This window comes from Sphingomonas sp. 3P27F8, assembly GCF_005502745.1.
Classification (GTDB): Bacteria; Pseudomonadota; Alphaproteobacteria; order Sphingomonadales; family Sphingomonadaceae; genus Sphingomonas.
This window is the reverse complement of the sequence record NZ_SCNL01000029.1, coordinates 1-23,283: the sequence shown is the minus strand read 5'-3', so window position 1 is coordinate 23,283 and position 23,283 is coordinate 1. Positions and strand designations below refer to the sequence as shown.

Here is a 23,283-nt window from a genome sequence, read left to right as displayed (position 1 = left end):
ATCGGAGCCTCGTCAGCGGGCTTTGCCGGCGGATCGACCGCCACGGGCCGGGTTCGCGCGAGCTGACGCTCGCGTTCCGCATTCTGGGCCTCGATCCGTTCGGCGGCGGCGCGCTGGCGTTTCAGGCGCGCACCCCACAGGATGCCGATGACCGTCAGCACCGCGAAAGCGGCGATCAGCGCGAGCGCGACCGTTGTCAGCGTGCCTGTGTCCGTCATTCGGGGGCCCATATCCTGCTCCTCTGCCTTCCCGCTGCCTTAAACCCGTCGTCGCGCCTGTCCAGCGATCACACCGCGCGCCAGCCGATATCGCGGCGGCAGAAGCCGTCCGGGAAATCGATCGCGTCGACGCCACGATAGGCAGCGGCCTGCGCCGCCTTCACATCGGGGCCGGTCGCGGTGACGGCCAGCACCCGTCCGCCGCTGGCGACGATCCGGCCGCCTGCTTCCGCCGTGCCAGCCTGAAACACCGTCGCGCCGGTCGCTTCCGCCGCCGCGATCCCCGCGATCGCGCCGCCGGACCTGGGCGTGCCGGGATAGCCCTGCGCCGCCATCACCACCGTGAGCGCGACATCGCGCGAAAACGCGGGCTCGGGCTGATCGGCGAGCCGCCCTTCGGCGACCGCGAGCAGCAGCGCGACCAGATCGCCTTCGAACCGCGCCATCAGCACCTGGCATTCGGGATCGCCGAAGCGGACGTTATATTCGATCAGCTTCGGCCCATCCGCCGTCAGCATCAGGCCGGCATACAGCACCCCGACATAAGGTGTGCCGGCTTCCGCCAGCGCGTCGATCGTCGGGCGGACGATCTCGCCGAGCGCCTGCTCCTCCAGCGCCGCGGTCAGCACCGCGGCGGGGCTGTATGCGCCCATGCCGCCGGTGTTCGGGCCGGTGTCGCCATCGCCGACGCGCTTGTGATCCTGCGCCGAGCCGAACGAGGCGGTGACGGTGCCGTCGGAAAGGACGAACAGGCTCGCCTCCGGCCCCTCCAGCATCTCCTCGATCACGGCTTCGGCCGGGCCGTCGGCGAAGAGCGCCGCGATCGCGGCTTCCGCCTCGGCGCGGGTCTCGGCGACCGTCACGCCCTTGCCCGCGGCCAGCCCGTCCGCCTTGATAACGCATCGTTCGCCGAAATCGTCGAGCGCGGCGAGCGCGCCGGCCTTGCTCGTGACACGGAAATAGCGCGCGGTCGGGATGCCGACGCGGGCGCACAGATCCTTGGTGAAGCCCTTCGACCCCTCAAGCTGGGCGGCCGCGCGGCCGGGGCCGAACACCGGCACGCCGACCGCGCGGATATTGTCCGCCAGCCCGTCCACCAGCGGCGCTTCCGGCCCGATCACCACCAGCCCGATCCGCTCGCGGCGGCAGAAATCGATCACCGCGCGGTGATCCGACACGTCCAGCCCGACGATCGTCGCATGTTGCGCGATGCCGGGGTTGCCGGGCGCGGCGAACAGGGTATCGAGCGTCGGAGATTGCGCCAGCTTCCATGCCAGCGCATGTTCACGCCCACCCGAGCCGACCAGCAGAATATTCAAATGTCCGATCCCTTCCTTGATCCGCCCGGCCGGCTGGTAGCCGACGTCGACCCCGGCAGCAACGCGCCCGCGTTGTCGGTCGGCGAACTCTCGCAGCGGCTGAAGCGCGTGGTGGAGGGCGAATTCGGCCACGTCCGGCTGCGCGGCGAGATTTCGGGCTACAAGCGCGTCGCCTCGGGCCACGCCTATCTCGCGCTCAAGGACGACGCGGCGGTGATCGACGGCGTTATCTGGAAGGGGCAGGTCGCGAACCTCGCCTTTCGCCCGGAGGACGGGGTGGAGGTGATCGCGGTCGGGCGGCTGACGACCTACCCCGGACGCTCCAAATACCAGATCGTCATCGAGCGGATGGAGCTGGCAGGCGCCGGGGCGCTGATGGCGCTGCTGGAAAAGCGGCGTGCCGCGCTGGCCGCGGAAGGCCTTTTCGACAGCGATCGAAAACGCGCGCTGCCGTTCATGCCGCGGCGCATCGGCGTCGTCACCTCGCCGACCGGCGCGGTGATCCGCGATATCCTCCACCGGCTGGAGGATCGCTGCCCCAGCCACGTGCTCGTCTGGCCGGTGAAGGTGCAGGGCGAGGGCGCCGCCGGCGAGGTCGCGGCGGCGGTGCGCGGTTTCAACGCGCTGCCCGAAGCGCTGCGGCCCGAACTCATCATCGTCGCGCGCGGCGGCGGCTCGATCGAGGATCTGTGGGCGTTCAACGAAGAAGCCGTGGTGCGCGCCGTCGCGGGCTCGGCCATCCCGACGATCTCGGCGGTCGGGCATGAGACCGATACCACCTTGTGCGATTACGCGGCCGATCTGCGCGCGCCCACGCCGACGGCGGCGGCCGAACTGGCGGTGCCGGTGCTGGCGGATATCCGGCTTACGGTGGCGGCCCATGCCCAGCGGGCCGAACGCTGCGCGCGACGCTACATCGAGCGCGGGCGCGAGCGGCTGGCGGCGCAGGCGCGGCTGATGCCGACGCGCGACCGGCTGCTCGGCCCGCAGCGCCAGCGGCTCGACGATGCCGGCGCGCGCGCGGATCGCGCACTGGAGCGCCGCGTCGCGCAGGGGCGCGGGCAACTCGATCGCATCGCCGGCGTGCTGCGGCCGGCGGCGCTTGATCGCCGGCTGGAATCAGCGCGCCAGCGGCTCGCGGATTTCGGACGGCTTCTGGCGGCGGTCGATCCCGATGCGCCGCTCCAGCGCGGCTATGCCCGCGTCACCGCGCGTGGCGGCGCGACGATCGCCACGGCGGCGGCGGCGCGCGCGGCGGGGGCGGTGACGCTCCACTTCCGCGACGACAGGATCGACGCCAAGGTTGAGGGCGCGCGGGCGCGTCCCTATGCTGCGCCTCCGCCCGAACAACCTTCCTTGCTGTGAGTTTCGTGATCCGATGCTGATGTCCAATACCGACCGGCCCGCACGGCTGCACTATCTCGCCAACGGCTTTCGCGTGCTGACGCCGGGCGATCATGTCATATGCGCCGCCTCCGGCGCGCGGATACCGCTGGAGGATCTGCGCTACTGGGATGTCGCCGAACAGCGCGCCTTCGCCTCCGCGACGCTGGCGAGCGAGGCGCTGTCACCGCGATGAAGCGTGCGGCGTGGGTTTCCGCGATGGCGGCGTCGCTGGCCGGGATCGGCGGCTGCGTCCCGCCGCCCGCCACGCCGCCAGCGCCGGCACAGCCGGGTGCCCCCGCCGTCACCGCGCCGCCACCGCTCGCCTATGTACCGCCGCCGGCGACGTTCGCGCTTTCCGGCATCCCCCGGCAGGGCGGCGTCATGCTGGGCACGGCGCCGATCGGCACGACATCGCTGACACTGGACGGCGCGCCCGTAGGGATCGCCGCCGACCGCCGCTTCCTGATCGCGTTCGACCGCGATGCCGCGCCGCGCGCGACGCTGATCGCGACGCTCGCCGATGGGCGGCAGGCGAGGGAGGTGTTCGATGTCGCGCCGGGCGAATGGCGGATCGAGCGGCTCGACAGCGTCGCAAAGACGCCGGTGCCCGACGCCGAGTTCGCCCGCCGCCGCCCGGACGAGCTGGCGCAGATCAGGGCGGCGCGCGAAATCCGCAGCGACGCGCAGGGCTGGCGGCAACATTTCATCTGGCCCGCCAGCGGCCGCATCTCGGGCCTGTTCGGCGCCCAGCGCGTCTATCGGGGCGAGCCGGGCGCGTATCACGGCGGCGTCGATGTCGCGAAGCCCACGGGCGCGCCGGTGGTTGCGCCGGCGGACGGCGTGGTGATCCTGGCGGCGCCATCGCCCTTCACACTTGAGGGCAATTTGCTGATGGTCGATCACGGCATGGGGCTGAACAGCGCGTTTCTGCACCTGTCGAAGATCGAGGTGAAGGCCGGCGATCATGTGCGGCAGGGGCAGGAAATCGGCCTGGTCGGCGCCACGGGAAGGGCGTCTGGCCCGCATCTCCACTGGGCGATGATGTGGCAGGGCAAGCGGATCGACCCGATGCGCGTGGCGGGGGACATGGGGCGATAGCGCCGTTTTCGGCGATTGACCTGACCTGCACTTTGGTCGAATCGTCGATCATCAAGGCTTGCACGGCGAGGCAGCCACAGACTGGAGGACGATTCTGAGCGCGCGCATAGCGTCGATGTTTCCGACGCCTGTTTATACCGTTGCACTTCCCGATGGCCCGGCATTGAGCGCCGCGCTGCGGGATGTTGTGCTGCGCCGCGGCGCCGAGCAGCGTGGCGTCAGCCGCTCCAATGTCGGCGGCTGGCAATCGGAGATCGACATGCTGCGGTGGGGCGGCGAACCGGCCGAGGCACTGGCGCAGATCGTGACGCGTGCCTGCACCCAGATGACGGCGCTGGCCGACGATGCCTCGGCGGCGCCGATATGGCGGCCCGAGATGTGGGCGAATATCAACCGCTCGGGCGATTCCAATCAAAACCATTGGCATCCCGGCTCTTTCCTGTCGTTCGTCTACTATGTGGACGACGGATATGCCGGGTCCGCAGACCCTGCCCTGGGAGGCGAACTGGTTTTCGTTGATCCGCGAATGCCGTTTCTCAGGATGCGCACGCCGCATTTGCGCCACCGCGCGGGAAACGGCTCGGTCGAAGAACAGGAAACCTGGGTCCGGCCGTTCAGCGGGCTGCTGATCGGCTTCCCCTCGTTCCTTGGCCATTCGGTGCGGCCGTATCACGGCACCGGCACGCGCATTTCGATCGCCATCAACATGATCGCGCGCGCCATATGACGGGCACGTCCCTGCACATTCATGCGGAGCCGCTGTTCTCGACGCCGCTGGTGATCGATCGGGTTGCGGACAACGGCGACGCGACGAGGGCAATCGAGGAGACGCTGACGGCGCGTGGGAAGGTCGCCCGTGTCGTCGGCATGCCGGTGCGGATCGACTGGGGGGATGCGTGGCCGGCAGCGCTGGCTCCGGTGATCGATCACGCCCGCACCCTTGCCAGCCGGGCGACCGCCGCGGCGAACGGGCAGGCGGCGCAGGTCGATTGGCGCGTTGCCGCGCAAGGATATGAGATAGCGGCGGCAGAGCATCTCGAACTGGTGCCGGATTACGAAGCCTATTGGCGATATCTCTACATCGTCGACGATGGCTATGGCGGCGGCGCGGACCAAGGGCCTGGCGGCGAGCTGCGCTTCATCGATCCGCGCTTGCCCGCCCCGATGATGGAGGCGGCGCGATTGCGGCTCAAAATAGCGCCGGGGCCACCGCCGATATTCTATGAGCCGGAGGTCGTGCTTCGCCCGGGCAGCGGCAGCGTTCTGATGTTTCCGGGGTGGATGCAGGTCCGTCACACATCATTGACGGCGGCCGCCACGCCGCGCCGGATCATTGTGATTTCGCTGGTCGCGCCGCTGGGGGATGCGTGAGCAATCCGAATGAATTCGCGCTGGGGGCGCACGATGTCGCGGCGCTGGCGCGACGTTATCGCGAGCGGGGCCGGGTGCGAATCCGAAACTTCCTCGCCGATCCGGCGCCGCTTGCCCGGCATCTGGGCGAGCGGATCGATTGGCGTCAGGTGCTCAATGCGGGCGACAAGGTCTATGAGCTGGATGCGGAAACCCGCGCGCAGATGAGCCTCGAGCGAAAGGCCGATCTTGACGCCGCCATCTACGCCGGTGCGACAAGCGGCTTTCAATTTCGCTATGAATCAATCCGTGTTCCTGACGAGCCGGGCGAGCGGGCGGCGCGCGACGATGCCCTCAATCGGTTCGCGGCGTGGCTGTCAGACGGCGAACCGCGAGAGATGCTGCGTACGATAACCGGAACACCGGCGATCGATTTCGCCGACGCCCAGGCAACGCGCTTTTCGGGGGGTGACTTTCTCACCGGCCATGACGATCTGGTGGAAGGCAAGCATCGCCATGCCGCTTATGTCTGCGGCCTGACGCCGCTATGGCGGGTCGAATGGGGAGGGCTGTTGCTGTTTCACGCTTCGGGTGGTGAGGAGTTGCGTGGGCTCGCACCAGAGTTCAACGTGCTGGACGTCTTCGCCGTGCCGGCCGAGCATAGTGTATCGCTTGTGAGCCCGGCCGCCGGGGAGAAGCGCGTTTCGATAACCGGGTGGCTGAGATCGAGATCATGACTGATAGCGCCAATGCCGCCCGGGTCGGGCAGTTGTTCGAACAGGCGGAGCAGGCTGGCCGGGCCGGGCGCGACGCCGAATTCGTGGCGTGCCTGAACAACGTGCTCAAGATCGCGCCCGAGCATCCGCGCGCCCTCAACATGCTTGGCAATCGCCTGCTGTCGTCGGGAGACGCTGCCGGAGCACGGCGGATGTTCGAGCGTGCTGTGGCGCAGGATCGCCAGGCCCCGCCGATCTGGCTCAACCTTGCGTTTGCCGCACGCGCGATGGGCGATTCCGCCACCGAGCTGTCCGCGCTCGATCAGGCGCTCGCGGTCGATCCCTATTTCGTCGTGGCGCTGCTGGAGAAAGCGCAATGGTTTGAACGGCACGGGCGCAAGAGCGACGCCGTTCTGGCCTATCGCGCCCTGATCGACGCAGCGCCCGCTTTCGAGACGCTTCCGCAACGCATCGCGGCTGCCCTGCAGCACGGCAAGGCGCTGGTCGATGCCGAGGACGGCGCGATCGAGGCGGCGATCCGCCGGGAGCTTGCCGGCCGACCGATCACCTCCAGCCGTTTCGATCATGCGCTGGAAGTCCTCGGCGGGCGGCGGCAGATATATCATCCCAAGCCGGCCGGGCTGCATTTCCCCTATCTTCCGCCGGTGCAATATTTCGATCGCGCGCAATTCCCCTGGTTTGAAAAGCTGGAAGCCGGCGCCGACACGATCCGCGAAGAATTACGCGGGCTGCTTGAAGGGTCCGATCCCAACGTGCCCTATGTCAACATCGCGCCCGGCACCCCCGAAAACCAGTGGCGCGAACTCAACCGCTCGCTGAACTGGGGCGCCATCTTCCTGTGGAATGGCGGCGCGGCGGTGCCCGCGATGCTCGATCGCTGCCCGAAGACGGCGAAGCTGCTCGATGAACTGCCGCTGCTCGATATCGCGGGCCGCGGGCCGACCGTGATGTTCTCGACACTCAAGCCGCACACGCGAATTCCGCCCCATCATGGCGTGACCAATATCCGAGCGGTCGTCCACCTTCCGCTGATCGTGCCGCCCGGTTGTCGCTTCCGGGTCGGTTCCGAGACGCGCGAGTGGCGGGAAGGCGAGGCCTGGGCGTTCGACGACACGATCGAGCATGAGGCGTGGAACGACAGCGACGACACGCGTGTCATCATGATCATCGACGTCTGGAATCCGTTTCTCGACGAAGATGAACGCGCGTTGCTGCGGACGACGAACCAGGTGCTCAGCCGACTGGGTGAGCACCTGACCTGAGACGATAGCCGCTATTGGATCCGTATGACGCGCACGGCCCTTGATTTGATCTTCATTATATAGCTGCCCATCGCGCCGCGCTTCACGATCACCTGCTGGCCCGAGCCGGGATATACTTCCTCGTCGTCAACCTGCCGCCAGCGCATGCCGTTATCGAGCGTGAATTCCCACCGGAGCCCGGACTGGCGCGCGCCGGTCAGCTTCGCCGTGATCTCGGGCGGCGCGGCGTTGTCGTCGTCACCGCCGCCGATGAACGGCAGCCTTACGCCACCAAAGCCGAACAAGGCGCGCTTCGCCTCCTTGATCTGGGCCTTGTCCGCCACGACGATGTCGCCGGAACTCTCGGCCTGGACGACCGCCGCGACCTTGCCGTCATAACAGGCGAGGCGCGCGGCATTGTCCGCGATCGCCCGGCAATCGGCAAGATCGCGCAGCACCTTTGCCTGCTGGTGCGCGGCGGCCTGCGCCGATCCCGCGGCCGTGGCCGCACCGATCATCACCGCGATTGCGACAGCCTTCATATCATTCGCCCCGATTGTGCCATCGCTGACTACATGGCGCTTCCGCCCGGTTCAAGCGGATCGCGGCAGGCAACCAATGTGTTGCAGTATTGCGACACCGCGGAAATGTTATGGCGCGCGCCGTCGGTTACGACTTTACAGCCGCGCCATATCAAACGCACATCGGCATCACGCCAATATGTGCGGCATTTGCCGTATCAGTAGCGGCGCTGAATTTCGGGATGTTTCAACAATGAAACAGTCGGAATTCAGCTGTGGACCTCGCCACAAAGGGGAAAATGTTGTGATTAACCGATCGTTCGAAACCGCGCTGCGCTGCGGTGCCGCCTCGCTGGCCATTGGCCTGGCGCTTGGCTCGGCACCCGTGTTCGCGCAAGCCGCGCCGCCCGCAACCGCGATCCCGGCCGCCCAAGAAGATACCGGCGCACCGACGGGAGACATCGTTGTCACCGGTTCGCGCATCGCGCGTCCCGATCTGGACGGCACCAGCCCGGTGTCGGTCGTCAGCTCGCAGGACATCGCGCTGAAGGCCGCTTCGACCAACATTGAAAACGTGCTGAACGACCTGCCGCAGGTTACTGCGACCACGTCGTCCACGTCGAACAACCCCGGCGGCGGTGTCGCCACCGTCAACCTTCGCGGCGTCGGCGCACAGCGCACGCTCGTGCTGGTCGATGGCCGTCGTTACATGTCGTACGACGTCAACCAGATCGTCGACCTCAACACGATCCCGGCGCCGCTGATCAGCCGCGTCGAAGTTCTGACCGGCGGCAGCTCGGCCGTTTACGGTTCGGACGCGATCGCGGGCGTCGTGAACTTCACGCTGAAGCGCGACTTCTCGGGCGTCGAAGCTGGCAGCAGCTACAACGTCACCGAGAAGGGCGATGGCCAGGTCTGGGACGTGTACGGTCTCGTCGGCGCGAACTTCGACGACAATCGCGGCAACGTCACGCTGCTCGTCGACTATACGAAGCGCAAGCCGACTTTCGCCGGCCAGCGCTCGTTCTCGACCAACGCGCTGAACGACAACCAGGACGGCACGCCGCTCTATGCGGCCGGTGGTTCGGGTTCGGTTCCTCAGGGCCGAATTCTCGTTCCTGGCCTGAATGCTGCGCTGAACAACGGCTGCGCCGCCTCCGCCACCGCCTACCAGGTGTTCAATCAGGACGGTTCCAGCAAGTGCTACACCGCGGCTGACGGCTACAACTACAGCCCGGTCAACTATCTGCAGGTTCCGCAAGAGCGCTTCCTCGTGTCGGCCATGGGCCAGTACGAGATCAACGAGCACTTCACGCCGTATTTCGAGGCGCAGTTCTCCAATAACCGCGTGAACGCGCAGCTCGCTGCGACGCCGATCAGCCAGGGTACGCCATTTGGCAACGGTGTGACCGGCCCGCTGACCGTCCAGGTCAACTCGCCGTTCCTGGCAGCGTCGGTGCAGAATGCGCTGCGGACGCTGGATACCAATGGCGACGGCTATGTGACCGTTCCGACGTGGAACTATCGCACGACCGCGCTCGGCCCGCGCGTCAACGAAGACGAGCGTAACGCGTTCCGCGTCGTGGCGGGTATGAAGGGTGAGATCGGCGCTGGCTTCAGCTACGATGGCTACTACATGTATGCCCGCACCAAGAACTCGCAGCGTCAGACCGGCAACGTCGCCATCGACCGCTTCCTGCTCGCGACCAATACCGCGTTCCAGGGACCGGACGGCACGATTTCCGCCTTCCCGATCACGGGCGGCACGGTGGTCTGCGCCAGCGCGGCTGCGCGGGCGGCGGGCTGCGTTCCGGCCAACATCTTCGGCCTCAACAACCTGAGCGCAGCGGCGGCCAGCTACATCGGCATCGGCGCGACCAACCTCGAGACCTACACCACGCAGGTCGCCAACTTCTCCGTGACCAATCCCAACCTGTTCGATCTTGGCGCAGGCGGCGTTGGCGTGGCGTTCGGTGCAGAGTGGCGCAGTGAAGCTGGTGCGGTGACGCCGGATCAGTATCTCGCTTCGGGCAACGTCGCCGGTTTCAATCCGGGGCAGCCGACTTCCGGTTCCTACTCGGTCCGCGAGTTCTTCGGTGAAATTCGTGTTCCGCTGCTGGCCAACACCTTCATCCATCGGCTTGAGCTGAACGGCGCGGCGCGTGCGACCCATTATTCGAACGCTCCGGGCAACGTGTTCACCTGGGCTGGTGGTGCAGAGCTGGCGCCGATCCCGGACATCACGTTCCGTGGTCAGTATCAGCGCGCGATCCGTGGGCCGAGCGTCTATGAATTGTTCCTCGGCAACACGGTCAGCTTCAACGGCAACGCTGACCAGTGCGGCACGGCGGCAGCGGTCACCAATACTCAGCTGAATGCGATCTGCCGCGCGCAGTTTGCAGCGGCTGGCGCACCGGCTACGCTGATCGGCAACGCGGGCATCCAGGACGTAAGCGTCAATCCTCTCACCTTCACCGGCGGCAACGCCAATCTGAAGGAAGAGGTGGCCAACACCTACACGCTGGGCGGTGTGTTCCGTCCGACGTTCCTGCCGCGCTTCTCGCTGACGGTCGATTACTACAACATCAAGATCAAGGGCTACATCGGCGCGGTTCCGACCCAGTCGATCGGCGATCTGTGCTTCAAGAGCTTCAACCAGGCTTATTGCAACCTGATCAGCCGTAACTCGGCCGGCCAGATCGAGACGTTCACCTCGACCAACCAGAACACGGGCGGTCTGAAGACTTCGGGCATCGACGTAACGGCCGGCTACAGCCAGCCGCTGGGTGCGCTGCTCGGTGCCGACGACGCACGGCTTGGGTTCAGCTTCTCCGGCACGCGTCTGCTGGTGAACGATTTCACCCCGGTCGTGGGCGATCCGAAGGTCATTCGTTGCGCCGGTCACTTCGGTGCACAGTGCGGCGTTCCGACGCCGAAGTGGCGCCACACGTTGCGCACCACGCTGGGTCTTGGCCAGATTTCGGCCTCGCTGCAGTGGCGTTACCTCGGCGCGGTTACGGATGACGATCCCACCACGGTCTATGCTTCGGAGCGTTTCAAGGCTCAGAACTACTTCGATCTGACCACCACGTTTGATGCGACCGAAAACTTCCGTCTGAACATCGGCGTCAGCAATCTGTTCAACAAGCAGCCGCCGCTGGCAGCTTCGACGCAGAACGGCGGCAACGGTGAGCAGTCGAACACCTTCCCGACCGTCTACGACGTTCTCGGCCGCAGCTTCTTCGTGAGCGGCAAGCTGAAGTTCTGATCGTAGCCTCAGGGCTGAACTGAAAAAGGGCGGTGGCATCCTTGGGATGCCACCGCCTGTTTTTTTTGAGTGGACAGCGACGGGCGCGCGGGCCGTCGGCGGCGCGGCCTTACCCGTCCACCGCCAACGCCAGTTTCCCATCGCCCTCATCGACGCGCACCGTCGCGCCGTCCTTCACATCGCCGCGCAGGATCAGTTCGGCGAGCGGATCCTGCAGATAGCGCTGCACCGCGCGCTTCAACGGGCGGGCGCCATAGACGGGATCATACCCCACGCGGCCGAGCCACACGCGCGCCGCGTCCGTCAGATCCAGCGTGACCTTGCGATCGGCCAGCAGCTTCTGCACGCGCGATACCTGAATATCCACGATCGGCCCCATGTGCGCCTGACCAAGCCGATGGAACAGGATGATCTCATCCAGCCGGTTGAGGAATTCCGGGCGGAAATGCGCGCGGACGACCTCCATGACCTGCGGCTCGACGGTTTCGACATCCTGATCCTCGCCCAGATTGGCGAGATACTGGCTGCCGAGATTGCTGGTCAGGATGATGAGCGTGTTCGAGAAATCGACCGTCCGGCCCTGGCCATCCGTGAGCCGCCCGTCATCCAGCACCTGCAGCAGCACATTGAAGACATCCGCGTGCGCTTTCTCCACCTCGTCGAACAGCACGACCTGATAGGGTCGCCGCCGCACCGCCTCGGTCAGCACGCCGCCCTCTTCGTAACCGACATAGCCCGGCGGCGCACCGATCAGCCGCGAGACGGCGTGCTTCTCCATGAACTCGCTCATGTCGATGCGCACCATGGCGCCGGAATCGTCGAAGAGGAATTCGGCAAGCGCCTTGGTCAGCTCGGTCTTGCCGACACCCGTAGGGCCGAGGAACAGGAACGAGCCGAGCGGCCGGTTGGGATCCTGCAACCCGGCGCGCGCGCGGCGCACCGCGGTGGAGACGGCGCGCACCGCCTCGGCCTGGCCGATCACGCGCTTGCCGATCACCTCCTCCATCCGCAGCAGCTTCTCGCGTTCGCCCTGCAGCATCCGCTCGACCGGCACGCCAGTCCAGCGGCTGACCACGCCGGCGATATCGTCGGCGGTCACTTCCTCGCGCAGCATCGCGCCCTTGCTGGCCCCTTGCGCTTCGTCGAGCTGCTTCTGGAGCTGCGGGATCGTGCCGTACGAAAGCTCGCCCGCGCGCGCGAGATCGCCGTCGCGCTGGGCCTGCTCCAGCGCGATGCGCGCGGCATCGAGCTGTTCCTTCAGCTTCGCCTCCGCGCCGATCTTGTCCTTTTCGGCCTGCCAGCGCGTGGTGAGCTCCGCGGACTGCTGCTCAAGATTGGCGAGTTCGGTTTCCAGATTGGACAGACGGTCCATGGACGCCGCGTCCGTCTCTTTCTTGAGTGCCTCGCGTTCGATCTTGAGCTGGATGATGCGGCGATCGAGCGTCTCGATCTCCTCCGGCTTGGATTCCACCTCCATGCGGATGCGGCTTGCGGCCTCGTCCATCAGGTCGATCGCCTTGTCGGGCAGGAAACGATCGGTGATGTACCGATTGGAGAGCGTCGCCGCCGCGACGATCGCGCCATCGGTGATGCGCACGCCGTGGTGCAGTTCGTAACGGTCCTTCAGCCCGCGCAGGATCGAGATCGTATCCTCCACGGTCGGCTCGCCGACGAATACCGGCTGGAAACGCCGCTGCAACGCCGGATCCTTCTCGACATATTTGCGATATTCGTCGAGCGTCGTCGCGCCGACACAATGCAGCTCGCCACGCGCGAGCGCCGGCTTCAGCAGATTGCCCGCATCCATCGCGCCTTCGGATTTGCCCGCCCCGATCAACTGGTGCATCTCGTCGATGAACAGGACGATATCGCCCTCGGCGGCCTTCACCTCGTCGAGCACGCCCTTCAGCCGCTCCTCGAACTCGCCGCGATATTTCGCGCCGGCGATCAGCGCGCCCATGTCCAGCGCCATCAGCGTACGGTTCTTGAGCGTATCGGGCACGTCGCCATTGGCGATGCGCAGCGCGAGGCCCTCGGCGATCGCGGTCTTGCCGACGCCGGGTTCGCCGATCAGGGCGGGGTTGTTCTTGGTGCGGCGGGCAAGGATCTGGATCGTGCGACGGATTTCCTCGTCGCGGCCGATCACCGGATCGAGCTTACCGTCACGCGCCGCCTGCGTCAGATCGCGGGCGAACTTCTTCAGCGCGTCATAGCGATCCTCGGCGGAGGCGGTGTCCGCGGTGCGGCCGCCGCGAAGCTGGTTGATCGCGGCATTCAGCCCCTCTGGCGTGACCCCCGCGGTCTTCAGCGCCTTTCCGGCCGGCGTGTTGAGCGCGAGCGCGAGCGCGACCAGCAGACGTTCGACCGTGACATAGCTGTCGCCGGATTTCTGCGCGATCTGTTCGGCGGAATCGAGCACGCGCACGGCATCGTTGTTCAGCCCAGGCGAGGTCTGCGCGCCCGAACCGGATACGGCGGGAATCTTCGACAATGCGAGATCGGTTTCGCTCGTTGCGCGCCGCGCGTCGCCGCCGGCGGACTGGATCAGCCCCGCCGCCATGCCCTGCTCGTCCTCCAGCAACGCCTTGAGCAGATGCTCCGCCGTAATCTGCTGATGATTCATGCGGATCGCAACGGTCTGCGCGGACTGGAGGAAGCCTTTTGCGCGGTCAGTAAATTTTTCGAGGTTCATATCGGTCCCCTTGAGATGGGTGCGATGTAATGTGGCATTTATGCCACACAAGAGGGCGCGAGAACGATAGTGGCGATCGATCGCCGATAGCGATACAAGAGTTGCAAATCGAAACAGGAGAGAGAGTCATGGCCACGCTGGCGACCGTCGATAGCAAACCGCAATATGCGCCGGGTGAATGGGAGGCGCGCGTCGATCTGGCGGCGGCCTATCGCCTCGTCGCTCTCTATGGGTGGGACGATCTGATCTTCACGCATCTATCGGCGCGCGTGCCAGGCCCGGAGCATCATTTCCTCATCAATCCATATGACATGATGTTCGAGGAGATCACCGCCTCCAGCCTCGTCAAGATCGACGTGGAGGGCAATCCGGTCGGCCCGACGACGCATCCGGTGAACCCGGCGGGCTTCACGATCCATTCCGCAATCCACATGGCGCGCGAGGATGCCCATGCCGTGATGCATCTGCATACGCCGCATGGCCAGGCGGTGTCGGCGATGGAATTCGGGCTGTTGCCACACACGCAGACCGCGATGATCGCCGGGCACGATGTTGCCTACCACGACTATGAGGGCATCGCGACCGACCTCGAGGAACGCGAGCGGCTGGTTGCCGACATCGGTGACAAGAATGCGATGATCCTGCGCAATCATGGCACGCTGGCCGTGGGCGACAGCGTGGGCGCGTGCTTCCTTCGCCTCTATTTCCTGGAGCGCGCCTGCGAGGCGCAGGTGCTGATGCTGTCGGCAGGGCGCGAGCATCTCAACAACCCGCCGCAGGGCGTGGAGCACAAGGTGGCGCACCAGTCCGCGCCGAAGGGCATGGGCAAGCTGGCCGAGCGGCTGGCGTGGCCCGCGCTGTTGCGCAAGCTCGACCGGATCGACCCGAGTTTCCGCGACTGAGGGCAGGCGGCTCAGCCCGCCCGCCACCACGGGTAGCCGGAGGGCATGTCCTCCGGCACCTGCCCCGGAAAGGCGGGAGCGCGCTTTTCCAGAAAGGCGGCTACGCCCTCGCGCACATCCGGCCCCGCGCCCAGCGCCATCGCGAATGCACCGTCCACCGACAGCGCGCCATCGGGCAGCGGATCGCCCGAGAAGCGCCACAGCATCTGGCGGGTGAGGGCGACCGACACCGGCGCGGTCTGGCCCGCGATCTCCCGCGCGATGGCGCGCGCGCGGTCGAGCAGCGCCTCGCCATCCACCACCTCGCTCACGAGGCCGCCTGCGCGCGCCTCTTCGGCATCGAACAGGTTGCCGGAAAGGCACCAGCGCAGCGCCTGCGGCAAGCCCACGATCTTCGGCAGAAACCACGCGCTCCCCGCCTCGGGCACCAGCCCACGCCGCGCGAAGACGAAGCCGAACCTCGCAGCGCGCGCCGCGATGCGGATGTCGCACGGCAACGTCAGCGTGACGCCTACGCCGACCGCCGGGCCGTTGATGGCCGCGATGGTCGGCTTGGTGGCGTTGAAGAGCGCATCGACGAAGCCGGAGCCCTCACGCGGTTGTCCGCCGGTGCCGAAGTTCGGGCCGCTCGCGCCGAAGCTGTCGGCACCGCCTGATATATCCGCCCCGGCGCAAAAGCCGCGCCCCTCGCCGGTGATGATCGTGGCGCGGATCGCGTGATCCTCGTCGGATCGCCGCAGTGCATCGGTGATCTCCGCACCCATCCGCGCGGTGTAGGCGTTCAGCTTCTCCGGCCGCGCGAGCGTCAATGTCGCGATCGGGCCATCCGTTTCGTAACGGATCTGCTCGTAAGCCATCCTCATCCTCCGGTTTTTGTTTGGAATGAGGCTGGCATTGCATGGCCAGCGAGTCGACCCCTGCGGAACACGCGCGCGCCATGAAAAAGGCCCCGGCATCGCTGCCGGGGCCTCTTCATGTCGCCTTGAGCGGCGCGAACGATCAGTCGCGGTCGCCGGTCAGGAAAGCGGGAGCGAAATCGGGCGCGGGGCCGTCTTCCTTGCCACCTTCGCCGCGCTCGCGGCGCGGGCCACGATCACGGCGCGGGCCGCGATCGCCACCACGGTCGCCGCCGCCATCGCGACGCGGGCCGCGATCGCCGCCGCCATCACGACGCGGGCCACGATCACCGCGATCGCCACCGGCGCGCGGCTCACGCGCCGGGCGGGTGTCTTCCAGCTCGGCGCCGGTTTCCTGATCGACGACACGCATCGACAGGCGAACCTTGCCGCGCGGATCGATCTCCAGCACCTTGACCTTGACCTCCTGGCCCTCGCTCAGGACGTCCGAGACCTTCTCGACGCGCTCGTTGCGGATTTCGGAGACGTGGACGAGGCCGTCCTTGCCGCCCATGAAATTCACGAACGCGCCGAAATCGACGAGATTGACGACCTTGCCGTTGTAGACCTTGCCGACTTCCGCCTCTTCGACGATGCCCTTGATCCAGTTCATCGCCGCCTCGATCTGCGCGCCATCCGACGAGCTGATCTTGATGACGCCCTCGTCGTCGATATCGACCTTGGCGCCGGTGGTGGCGACGATCTCGCGGATCACCTTGCCGCCGGTGCCGATCACGTCGCGGATCTTCGACTTGTCGATCTGCATCGTCTCGATGCGCGGGGCATGAGCGGAAAGCTCGGTGCGGGTTTCGCCCAGCGCCTTGTTCATCTCGCCCAGGATGTGCGCGCGGCCTTCCTTGGCCTGCGACAGCGCGGCCTCGAAGATCTCCCTGGTGATGCCGGCGATCTTGATGTCCATCTGCATCGTGGTGATGCCCTCGGACGTGCCCGCCACCTTGAAATCCATATCGCCGAGATGATCCTCGTCGCCGAGGATGTCACTCAAGATCGCGAAATCCTTGCCCTCCAGGATGAGGCCCATCGCGATGCCCGAAACCGGGCGCTTGATCGGCACGCCGGCGTCCATCAGGGCCAGCGAACCGCCGCACACCGTCGCCATCGAGGAGGAGCCGTTGCTCTCCGTGATGTCGCTGGTGACGCGGATCGTGTACGGGAACTCTTCCTTCGTCGGCAGCACCGGATGCAGCGCGCGCCACGCCAGCTTGCCGTGGCCGACTTCGCGGCGGCCCGGCGCGCCGAAGCGGCCCACTTCGCCGACCGAATAGGGCGGGAAGTTATAGTGCAGCATGAAATGCTGGTAGGAGAGGCCGTTCAGCCCGTCGATCATCTGCTCCGCATCGCGCGTGCCGAGCGTGGTGGTGGCGATCGTCTGCGTCTCGCCGCGCGTGAACAGCGCGGAGCCATGCGCGCGCGGCAGGAAGTGCACTTCCGACGCGATCGGGCGGATCTGCGTGGTCGAGCGACCATCGATGCGGCGGCCGTCCTTCAGGATCGCGGTGCGGACGATATCCGCCTCCAGCTTCTTCACCAGCTTGGCGGCGACGAGCTGCTCCTGCGCGGACTTGTCGGCCATCGCGACCTTCGCCTTGGCGCGCGCATCGCCCAGCGCCGTCTGGCGTGCCTGCTTGTCGGTGAGCTTGTAGGCGGCGGTGATATCCTTGCCGATCAGCTTCTTCAGCTCGGCCTTCACGGCCTTCTGATCGTCGCCGGCGGGAAGCTCCCACGGATCCTTGGCGGCCTTTTCGGCGAGATCGATGATCGCCTCGATCACCTGCTTGCACGCCTTGTGCGCGAACAGCACCGCGCCGAGCATCACTTCCTCCGAAAGCTCCCTGGCTTCGGATTCGACCATCATCACCGCGTCGTGCGTCGCGGCGACCATCAGATCCAGATCGCCTTCAGCGACCTGCGTATCGCTCGGGTTGAGCTGATATTCGCCATCCTTGTAGCCGACGCGCGCCGCGCCGATCGGGCCCATGAACGGGACGCCGGAGATGGTGAGCGCAGCGGAGGCGGCGATCATCGCCAGCAGATCCGGCTCGTTCTCGCCGTCATAGGAGAGCACCTGCGCGATGCAGTTGATCTCGTTGTAGAAGCCCTCCGGGAACAGCGGGCGCACCGGGCGATCGATCAGGCGGCTGACGAGCGTCTCACGCTCCGTCGCGCCCCGCTCGCGCTTGAAGAAGCCGCCCGGGATACGCCCGGCGGACGAGAACTTTTCCTGATAGTGGACGGTGAGCGGGAAGAAATCCTGCCCTTCCTTCACCTTGCGGGCGGCGGTGACGGCGCACAGCACGACCGTTTCGCCGAGCGTCGCGAGCACCGCGCCGTCGGCCTGGCGGGCGACACGGCCCGTCTCGAGCGTCAGGGTCTTTCCGCCCCACTCGATGCTTACCTTCTGGGTATTGAACATTTTATTTCCTTTGGACCGGCCGCCCTATGCGACCGGGGCCTCTTTTGCAGGCTGTCCGGCCTGCGCGGTGTTGGGCGAGATGTCGCCCATGCCCCTCCGCCGAATTGCAGAAGGGCAGATACGAGAAGGGCGCCGCTGGGGCGCCCTTCGTGTTACTTGCGAAGACCAAGCTTCGCGATGAGGGCGAGGTAACGATCCCCGTCCTTCTTGCGGAGATAATCCAGCAGCGAACGACGCTGGTTTACCATCATCAGCAGCCCGCGGCGGGAATGATTGTCCTTCGCGTGGCCCTTGAAGTGCTCAGTCAGGTTGCGGATACGCTCCGTAAGGATCGCGACCTGCACCTCGGGGGAGCCGGTGTCGCCGTCCTGGCGCGCATGCTCCTTGATGACTTCCTGGCGGCGCTCTGCAGTAATCGTCATAAAATTCGGTTCCTCGACATCACATCACAGGTTGAAGCCGCGAACGACGCGAACCTCGCGGTCCGCCACATCCACCAGCGCCACCGGCACATCGGCCAGAAGCGCGAGGCAGAGGCCATCGTCGGCAGCGATCCCGGCCAGAACGCGCCCCTGGCGGAGCGCCCCTGCCTGGTCGGGAGAGAGGGAGAGAGCCGGGATGTCGTCCAGCGCCGCCCTCAATGGCAGGAGAGAGTGTTCAAGCGCGCGGCCATTACCGAGTTCGGTCAATTTGTCCAGCGATATCGCATGGGACAAGCCGAATGGCCCCGCCTTCGTCCGTCTGAGATAGGTGACGTGGCCCAATGTTCCAAGGGCGCGCGCGATATCGCGGGCGAGCGAGCGGATGTAGGTTCCCTTGGATACGTGCGCGGTGAGGGTAATCTCCTCGAGCGCTCCATCGGCCGCGGGGTGGGGCGTGAGCGAGTGGATCGTCACGTCGCGGCTCTTGAGCGTGACCTCCTCGCCGGCACGGGCGAGATCATAGGCGCGCCGGCCGTCCACCTTGAGCGCGGAATAGGCCGGTGGCACCTGCACGATCGGGCCGGTGAAGCGCGCAAGCGCGGCCTCGACCGCGGCACGGGCGGGACGCACCGCGCTGGTCGCGATCACCGGGCCCTCGCTGTCGAGCGTATCGGTTTCCTCGCCGAAGCGGATCGTGAAGTCGTAGCGCTTGTCGCTATCGAGCATCCGCCCGGCGAGCTTCGTCGCCTCGCCCAGCGCGATCGGCAGCACGCCGCTCGCCAGCGGGTCGAGCGTGCCGCCGTGGCCGACTTTCGTCTTGCCATAACCGCCGGCACGCAACGCGCGCTTCACCGCGCTCACCGCCTGTGTCGATCCCAGCCCGAGCGGCTTGTCCAGGATCAGCCAGCCGTTCACGCGAACAGGTTCGCGAAGCGCAGATAGGCGCGGATCAGCGCGTCGGCGGGCGGGCCGACGATGTACTGCATGATGCTGGCGCCGGGGAAAATCATCGGCAGCACGACAAGCAACAGGATCAGCAACGGAAAGCCGAACCGCGCCAGCCGCGCCCATTGATAGGCGAGGGGGCGGGGCAGCACCCCCTCCACCACGTGCCCGCCATCGAACGGCGGTATCGGCAACAGGTTGAACACCGCCAGGAAGATGTTGATGAGCAGGAAGTTTATCAGATTCGCCCAGACGAACCCGGCCACGCTCTGCGGCGCGGCGTTGCCGAGCGCGCTGCCCGAGGCGATACCGATCACGATCGCGGTGACGGCGGCGAGCAGCAGGTTCATCCCCGGCCCGGCCAGCGCGACCGCCACCATTCCCCAGCGCGGATTGCGCAGCCGCGTCGCATCCACCGGCACCGGCTTTGCCCAGCCGAACACCGGCGCCTTGGCGATCGCGAGGATCAGCGGCAGCACGACCGTGCCGATCGGATCGACATGGCGCAGCGGATTGAAGCTCAGCCGCCGCTGTTCATGCGCGGTGGGATCACCCAGCGCGCGCGCCATCAGCCCGTGCGCCACCTCGTGAAACACGATCGCGATCACCAGCGGGATGATCCAGATCGCCGCCGCGTAAAAGATGTTGTTCGGGTTCATGCGCGCGATCTAGTGCGCGTTCGCCGCTTCCGCCAGCGCGGCGCTGAAATGGCGACGGCACAGGGCGATATAGCGATCGTTGCCGCCGATCTCTGTCTGGCGTCCTTCGGCCACCGCACGCCCCTCGCCATCGACGCGCAGGTTCATCGTCGCCTTTCGCCCGCAGGTGCAGACCGACTTGATCTCGATCAGCGCATCCGCCAGCGCCAGCAGGCGCGCCGACCCTTCGAACAGCGCCCCACGGAAATCGGTGCGCAATCCATAAGCGAGAACGGGGATGCCGTGCACGTCGGAAAGATGCGCCAGTTGATCCACCTGCGCGCCGGTGAGGAATTGCGCCTCGTCCACCAGCACGCAGGCGAGCGGCGCATCGGCATGACGCGTGAGCGTGGCGGCGGCGATATCGGTGGCGCGATCGAACATCGTCGCCGGCGCGGCCAGCCCAATGCGTGACGAAATCGTTCCCGCCGCAAAGCGATCATCCACCGCGGCGGTGAACAGCATCGTCGCCATGCCGCGTTCGCGATAGTTGAAATCGGCCTGCAGGAGCGTGGTCGATTTCCCGGCGTTCATGCTGGCGTAGTAAAAATAAAGCTTTGCCATCGCTGCCGCCCTTCGGCTGGTTCGGTTCAGTCCAGATCGCGTGCGACGCCTGGAGCGCGAAGCAATGTATCGATGTGGCTGCCCTCGTCGAAACTCTCGTCGGCGATGAACTTCAGCTTCGCGGCATATTTCATCTTCATGCGCCGCGCGACCTCGCGCTGGAGATAGGCGGTATTGGTGCGCAGCGCCTTGATAACGGCTTCCTCGTCCTTGCCGAGCAGCGGCTTCACGAACACCGTGGCATGGCGCAGATCCGGCGACATGCGCACCTCGGTGACCGAGACGAGATGCGTGGCCAGTGTCTCGTCATGCACGTCGCCGCGCTGGAGCACTTCCGACAGGATATGCCGCACCTGTTCGCCCACGCGGAGCGTGCGGACGGATTTTTCGGGATTGTGCTCGGTCTGGCGCATCAGCGTAACCGGCCCCGGCTTTCACCGGGGCCGTCCATGTCAGAGCGTCCGCTCGCGCAATTCGACCTCGAAGGTTTCGAGGAAGTCGCCCGGCTTGATGTCGGTGAAGTTCTGCGTGAACGTCACGCCGCACTCCAGACCGGCGCGAACCTCCGCCACATCGTCCTTGAAACGACGCAGCGAGGCGATCTCGCCGTTGTAGATGATGACATCGTTGCGCGTGATACGCGCCTTGAGCGCCTTGCGGATGATGCCCTCGACGACCAGCAGACCGGCGGCCCTGCCGTGCTTGCCGGCCGAGAAAACCTCGCGGATTTCGGCGCGGCCGACGACCGTTTCGAACGCCTCGGGGCCAAGCTCGCCGATCATGCCGGCGCGGATTTCGTCGATCAGATCATAGATGATGTCGTAATATTTCAACGCCACATGATGCCGCTCGGCGATCTCGCGCGCCTTTGCATTGGGGCGAACGTGGAAGCCGATGATCGGCGCGCCCGACGCGGCCGCCACATTCACGTCGCTCTCCGTGATGCCGCCCACGCCCGAGTGCAGGATGCGCACGCGGATATCGTCGGTCGAAAGCTTGTTCAGGCTGGCGACGATCGCTTCGACCGTGCCCTGCGTATCAGCCTTCACGACCACCGGATATTCGATCGCCTGATTGGCCTTCAGGGCGGAGAACATGCTCTCCAGGCTGGCCGGTGCCGCCGTGGTGCGCTTCTGCGTCAACACGCTCTGGCGATATTCGGCGACCTCGCGCGCCCGCGCCTCGTTTTCGACCACCTGGAGCGGATCGCCCGCAGACGGCGTGCCGGAAATGCCCAGCACCTCGACCGGCATCGACGGCTCGGCCTGCTTGAGCTGACGCCCCTTGTCGTCGACCACCGCGCGAACCTTGCCGCTCTCGGCGCCGACGACGAACACGTCGCCCACCTTCAGCGTGCCGCGCGTGACGAGCACCGTCGCCACCGGGCCGCGGCCCTTGTCCAGCTTCGCTTCCAGCACGGTGCCCTCTGCGGCACGATCCGGATTTGCCTTCAGATCGAGCAGCTCGGCCTGGAGCTGGATCTTCTCGATCAGCTCGTCGAGACCGGTCTTCTTGAGCGCCGAAACCTCGACGTCCTGCACGTCGCCGCCCATCTCCTCGACGACGACCTCATGCTCCAGCAAGCGCTCGCGCACACGCTGGGCATTGGCCTCGTGCTTGTCGATCTTGTTGATCGCCACGATCATCGGCTTGCCGGCGGCCTTGGTGTGATTGATCGCTTCGATCGTCTGCGGCATCAGCCCGTCGTCGGCGGCGACCACCAGCACCACGATATCGGTCACGTCCGCGCCGCGCGCGCGCATCGCGGTGAACGCTTCGTGCCCCGGCGTATCGAGGAAGGTGATCTTGGACTTGTCCTTCAGCGTCACCTGATAGGCGCCGATATGCTGGGTGATGCCCCCGGCCTCGCCCTTCACGACATCGGTGCCGCGCAGCGCATCGAGCAGGCTGGTCTTGCCGTGATCGACATGGCCCATGATCGTCACCACCGGCGGACGCGGCTTCAGATCGGTATCGGCATCCGGCGCGGCATCGGTCACCAGATCGATATCCGAATCCGAAACGCGCACGATATTGTGGCCGAATTCCGTGACGAGAAGCTCGGCGGTGTCCTGATCGATCGTCTGGTTGACGGTGACAGGCATGCCCATCTTGAACAGCGCCTTCACCAGATCCGCGCCCTTTTCGGCCATGCGGTTGGCGAGTTCCTGCACGGTGATCGCGTCCGGCACCTGCACATCGCGATACTGCTTCGCCTGCGGCTCGCGCGAACCGCCGAACTGCGTGCGGCGTTCCTTTTCACGCGCACGCTTCAGCGCCGCGAGGCTGCGCGCACGGGCGCCATCCTCGCTCAGCGCGCGGTTGACCGTGAGCTTGCCGCCACGGCGCTCGTCTCCCTTGCGGTCGCGCTGCTGCGGACGGGCGGGGGGGGCGTTGCGCGGGGTGGCCTGGCCCGATGGCATGCTGCGCTGCTGCGGATTGCCGGCGGAGGGCGCGCTGCTGCTGGCGGCAGCGGCCGGCGCGGCGCTGGCGGCAGGCTTCGCCGCTTCCGGCTTGGGCTTGGGCTGCGGCTTCGGAATTTCGGGGCGCGCCACCGGGCTGAACCGGCGTGGCGCCGGCAGCGACGGATCC

The 23,283-nt window shown here is 66.4% G+C and carries 20 protein-coding genes and 1 pseudogene; 9 read left to right on the top strand and 12 right to left on the bottom strand.

Going from position 1 to position 23,283, the window contains the following annotated elements:
* Together FFS35_RS19385 and purD are read right to left on the bottom strand one after the other, a co-directional pair.
* Positions 1-218, bottom strand: a pseudogene (locus FFS35_RS19385) (hypothetical protein); the annotation flags it as partial.
* Positions 219-286: 68 nt separating this feature from the next.
* Positions 287-1,537: a phosphoribosylamine--glycine ligase gene (gene purD / locus FFS35_RS19380; protein WP_137788414.1), complete on the bottom strand. Its 1,251-nt coding sequence runs from the start codon at positions 1,535-1,537 to the stop codon at positions 287-289.
* Between purD and xseA the strand changes: the two genes are divergently transcribed.
* The 7 genes from xseA to FFS35_RS19345 all read left to right on the top strand — a co-directional run bounded on the left by xseA (position 1,538) and on the right by FFS35_RS19345 (position 7,370).
* The gene (xseA, locus tag FFS35_RS19375; RefSeq protein ID WP_137788413.1) at positions 1,538-2,902 is read left to right on the top strand and encodes an exodeoxyribonuclease VII large subunit; all 1,365 of its coding nucleotides are present in this window, start codon (positions 1,538-1,540) and stop codon (positions 2,900-2,902) included. It begins immediately after the preceding gene.
* Between the two features lie 13 nt (positions 2,903-2,915).
* Positions 2,916-3,116 carry a DUF2093 domain-containing protein gene (locus FFS35_RS19370; RefSeq protein ID WP_137788418.1) on the top strand — a complete coding sequence of 67 codons (201 nt, stop codon included), beginning with the start codon at positions 2,916-2,918 and terminating at the stop codon, positions 3,114-3,116.
* A complete protein-coding gene (locus FFS35_RS19365; RefSeq protein WP_249341746.1) occupies positions 3,113-4,021 on the top strand; it encodes a M23 family metallopeptidase in 909 nt (302 codons plus the stop codon). The genes FFS35_RS19370 and FFS35_RS19365 overlap by 4 nt, the downstream gene beginning before the upstream one ends.
* Positions 4,022-4,136: 115 nt before the next feature.
* The gene (locus FFS35_RS19360) at positions 4,137-4,748 is read left to right on the top strand and encodes a TIGR02466 family protein (protein ID WP_137788412.1); all 612 of its coding nucleotides are present in this window, start codon (positions 4,137-4,139) and stop codon (positions 4,746-4,748) included.
* On the top strand, positions 4,745-5,392 hold the full coding sequence (locus FFS35_RS19355) for a hypothetical protein (RefSeq protein WP_137788411.1): 648 nt from the start codon (positions 4,745-4,747) through the stop codon (positions 5,390-5,392). Before FFS35_RS19360 ends, FFS35_RS19355 begins: the two co-directional genes overlap by 4 nt.
* Positions 5,389-6,108 (top strand): 2OG-Fe(II) oxygenase family protein, encoded by a 720-nt coding sequence (locus tag FFS35_RS19350; protein WP_249341745.1) that lies wholly within the window; start codon positions 5,389-5,391, stop codon positions 6,106-6,108. The genes FFS35_RS19355 and FFS35_RS19350 overlap by 4 nt, the downstream gene beginning before the upstream one ends.
* Positions 6,105-7,370 carry an aspartyl/asparaginyl beta-hydroxylase domain-containing protein gene (locus tag FFS35_RS19345; RefSeq protein WP_137788410.1) on the top strand — a complete coding sequence of 422 codons (1,266 nt, stop codon included), beginning with the start codon at positions 6,105-6,107 and terminating at the stop codon, positions 7,368-7,370. The genes FFS35_RS19350 and FFS35_RS19345 overlap by 4 nt, the downstream gene beginning before the upstream one ends.
* 11 nt (positions 7,371-7,381) lie before the next feature.
* Here FFS35_RS19345 and FFS35_RS19340 read toward each other — a convergent pair whose 3' ends face one another.
* A complete protein-coding gene (locus FFS35_RS19340; protein WP_137788409.1) occupies positions 7,382-7,891 on the bottom strand; it encodes a hypothetical protein in 510 nt (169 codons plus the stop codon).
* 178 nt (positions 7,892-8,069) lie between these two features.
* Between FFS35_RS19340 and FFS35_RS19335 the strand changes: the two genes are divergently transcribed.
* The gene (locus FFS35_RS19335; protein ID WP_249341744.1) at positions 8,070-11,138 is read left to right on the top strand and encodes a TonB-dependent receptor; all 3,069 of its coding nucleotides are present in this window, start codon (positions 8,070-8,072) and stop codon (positions 11,136-11,138) included.
* Between the two features lie 109 nt (positions 11,139-11,247).
* Here FFS35_RS19335 and clpB read toward each other — a convergent pair whose 3' ends face one another.
* Positions 11,248-13,830 carry an ATP-dependent chaperone ClpB gene (gene clpB, locus FFS35_RS19330; RefSeq protein WP_137788408.1) on the bottom strand — a complete coding sequence of 861 codons (2,583 nt, stop codon included), beginning with the start codon at positions 13,828-13,830 and terminating at the stop codon, positions 11,248-11,250.
* 128 nt (positions 13,831-13,958) lie between these two features.
* Between clpB and FFS35_RS19325 the strand changes: the two genes are divergently transcribed.
* A complete protein-coding gene (locus tag FFS35_RS19325) occupies positions 13,959-14,732 on the top strand; it encodes a class II aldolase/adducin family protein (RefSeq protein WP_137788407.1) in 774 nt (257 codons plus the stop codon).
* 11 nt (positions 14,733-14,743) lie between these two features.
* On the opposite strand, the gene FFS35_RS19320 is transcribed toward FFS35_RS19325, so the two are convergent.
* The 8 genes from FFS35_RS19320 to infB all read right to left on the bottom strand — a co-directional run.
* Positions 14,744-15,589 (bottom strand): enoyl-CoA hydratase-related protein, encoded by an 846-nt coding sequence (locus FFS35_RS19320; RefSeq protein WP_137788406.1) that lies wholly within the window; start codon positions 15,587-15,589, stop codon positions 14,744-14,746.
* A 142-nt stretch (positions 15,590-15,731) separates the two neighbouring features.
* On the bottom strand, positions 15,732-18,062 hold the full coding sequence (pnp, locus tag FFS35_RS19315) for a polyribonucleotide nucleotidyltransferase (RefSeq protein ID WP_137788405.1): 2,331 nt from the start codon (positions 18,060-18,062) through the stop codon (positions 15,732-15,734).
* Positions 18,063-18,214: 152 nt separating this feature from the next.
* Positions 18,215-18,484 (bottom strand): 30S ribosomal protein S15, encoded by a 270-nt coding sequence (gene rpsO, locus FFS35_RS19310; protein ID WP_137788404.1) that lies wholly within the window; start codon positions 18,482-18,484, stop codon positions 18,215-18,217.
* Between the two features lie 24 nt (positions 18,485-18,508).
* Positions 18,509-19,399 (bottom strand): tRNA pseudouridine(55) synthase TruB, encoded by an 891-nt coding sequence (truB, locus tag FFS35_RS19305; RefSeq protein WP_137788403.1) that lies wholly within the window; start codon positions 19,397-19,399, stop codon positions 18,509-18,511.
* Positions 19,396-20,088 carry a site-2 protease family protein gene (locus FFS35_RS19300; protein ID WP_137788402.1) on the bottom strand — a complete coding sequence of 231 codons (693 nt, stop codon included), beginning with the start codon at positions 20,086-20,088 and terminating at the stop codon, positions 19,396-19,398. Before FFS35_RS19300 ends, truB begins: the two co-directional genes overlap by 4 nt.
* 9 nt (positions 20,089-20,097) lie before the next feature.
* Positions 20,098-20,691: a thymidine kinase gene (locus tag FFS35_RS19295; RefSeq protein WP_137788401.1), complete on the bottom strand. Its 594-nt coding sequence runs from the start codon at positions 20,689-20,691 to the stop codon at positions 20,098-20,100.
* Between the two features lie 26 nt (positions 20,692-20,717).
* Positions 20,718-21,104, bottom strand: a complete 387-nt coding sequence (rbfA, locus tag FFS35_RS19290) for a 30S ribosome-binding factor RbfA (RefSeq protein ID WP_137788400.1) — start codon at positions 21,102-21,104, stop codon at positions 20,718-20,720.
* A 39-nt stretch (positions 21,105-21,143) separates the two neighbouring features.
* On the bottom strand, positions 21,144-23,283 hold a 2,140-nt coding region (gene infB / locus FFS35_RS19285), incomplete at its 5' end, for a translation initiation factor IF-2 (protein ID WP_137788399.1).

Coding starts and splice junctions, on each gene's coding strand:
- xseA (WP_137788413.1), top strand. CDS start 1,538: ATGTCCGATCCCTTCCTTGATCCGCCCGGCCGGCTGGTAGCCGACGTC.
- FFS35_RS19335 (WP_249341744.1), top strand. CDS start 8,070: ATGTGCGGCATTTGCCGTATCAGTAGCGGCGCTGAATTTCGGGATGTT.
- FFS35_RS19340 (WP_137788409.1), bottom strand. CDS start 7,891: ATGAAGGCTGTCGCAATCGCGGTGATGATCGGTGCGGCCACGGCCGCG.
- FFS35_RS19345 (WP_137788410.1), top strand. CDS start 6,105: ATGACTGATAGCGCCAATGCCGCCCGGGTCGGGCAGTTGTTCGAACAG.
- FFS35_RS19370 (WP_137788418.1), top strand. CDS start 2,916: ATGCTGATGTCCAATACCGACCGGCCCGCACGGCTGCACTATCTCGCC.
- FFS35_RS19295 (WP_137788401.1), bottom strand. CDS start 20,691: ATGGCAAAGCTTTATTTTTACTACGCCAGCATGAACGCCGGGAAATCG.
- rbfA (WP_137788400.1), bottom strand. CDS start 21,104: ATGCGCCAGACCGAGCACAATCCCGAAAAATCCGTCCGCACGCTCCGC.
- clpB (WP_137788408.1), bottom strand. CDS start 13,830: ATGAACCTCGAAAAATTTACTGACCGCGCAAAAGGCTTCCTCCAGTCC.
- pnp (WP_137788405.1), bottom strand. CDS start 18,062: ATGTTCAATACCCAGAAGGTAAGCATCGAGTGGGGCGGAAAGACCCTG.
- FFS35_RS19365 (WP_249341746.1), top strand. CDS start 3,113: ATGAAGCGTGCGGCGTGGGTTTCCGCGATGGCGGCGTCGCTGGCCGGG.
- FFS35_RS19320 (WP_137788406.1), bottom strand. CDS start 15,589: ATGGCTTACGAGCAGATCCGTTACGAAACGGATGGCCCGATCGCGACA.
- FFS35_RS19355 (WP_137788411.1), top strand. CDS start 4,745: ATGACGGGCACGTCCCTGCACATTCATGCGGAGCCGCTGTTCTCGACG.
- FFS35_RS19360 (WP_137788412.1), top strand. CDS start 4,137: ATGTTTCCGACGCCTGTTTATACCGTTGCACTTCCCGATGGCCCGGCA.
- rpsO (WP_137788404.1), bottom strand. CDS start 18,484: ATGACGATTACTGCAGAGCGCCGCCAGGAAGTCATCAAGGAGCATGCG.
- FFS35_RS19300 (WP_137788402.1), bottom strand. CDS start 20,088: ATGAACCCGAACAACATCTTTTACGCGGCGGCGATCTGGATCATCCCG.
- FFS35_RS19325 (WP_137788407.1), top strand. CDS start 13,959: ATGGCCACGCTGGCGACCGTCGATAGCAAACCGCAATATGCGCCGGGT.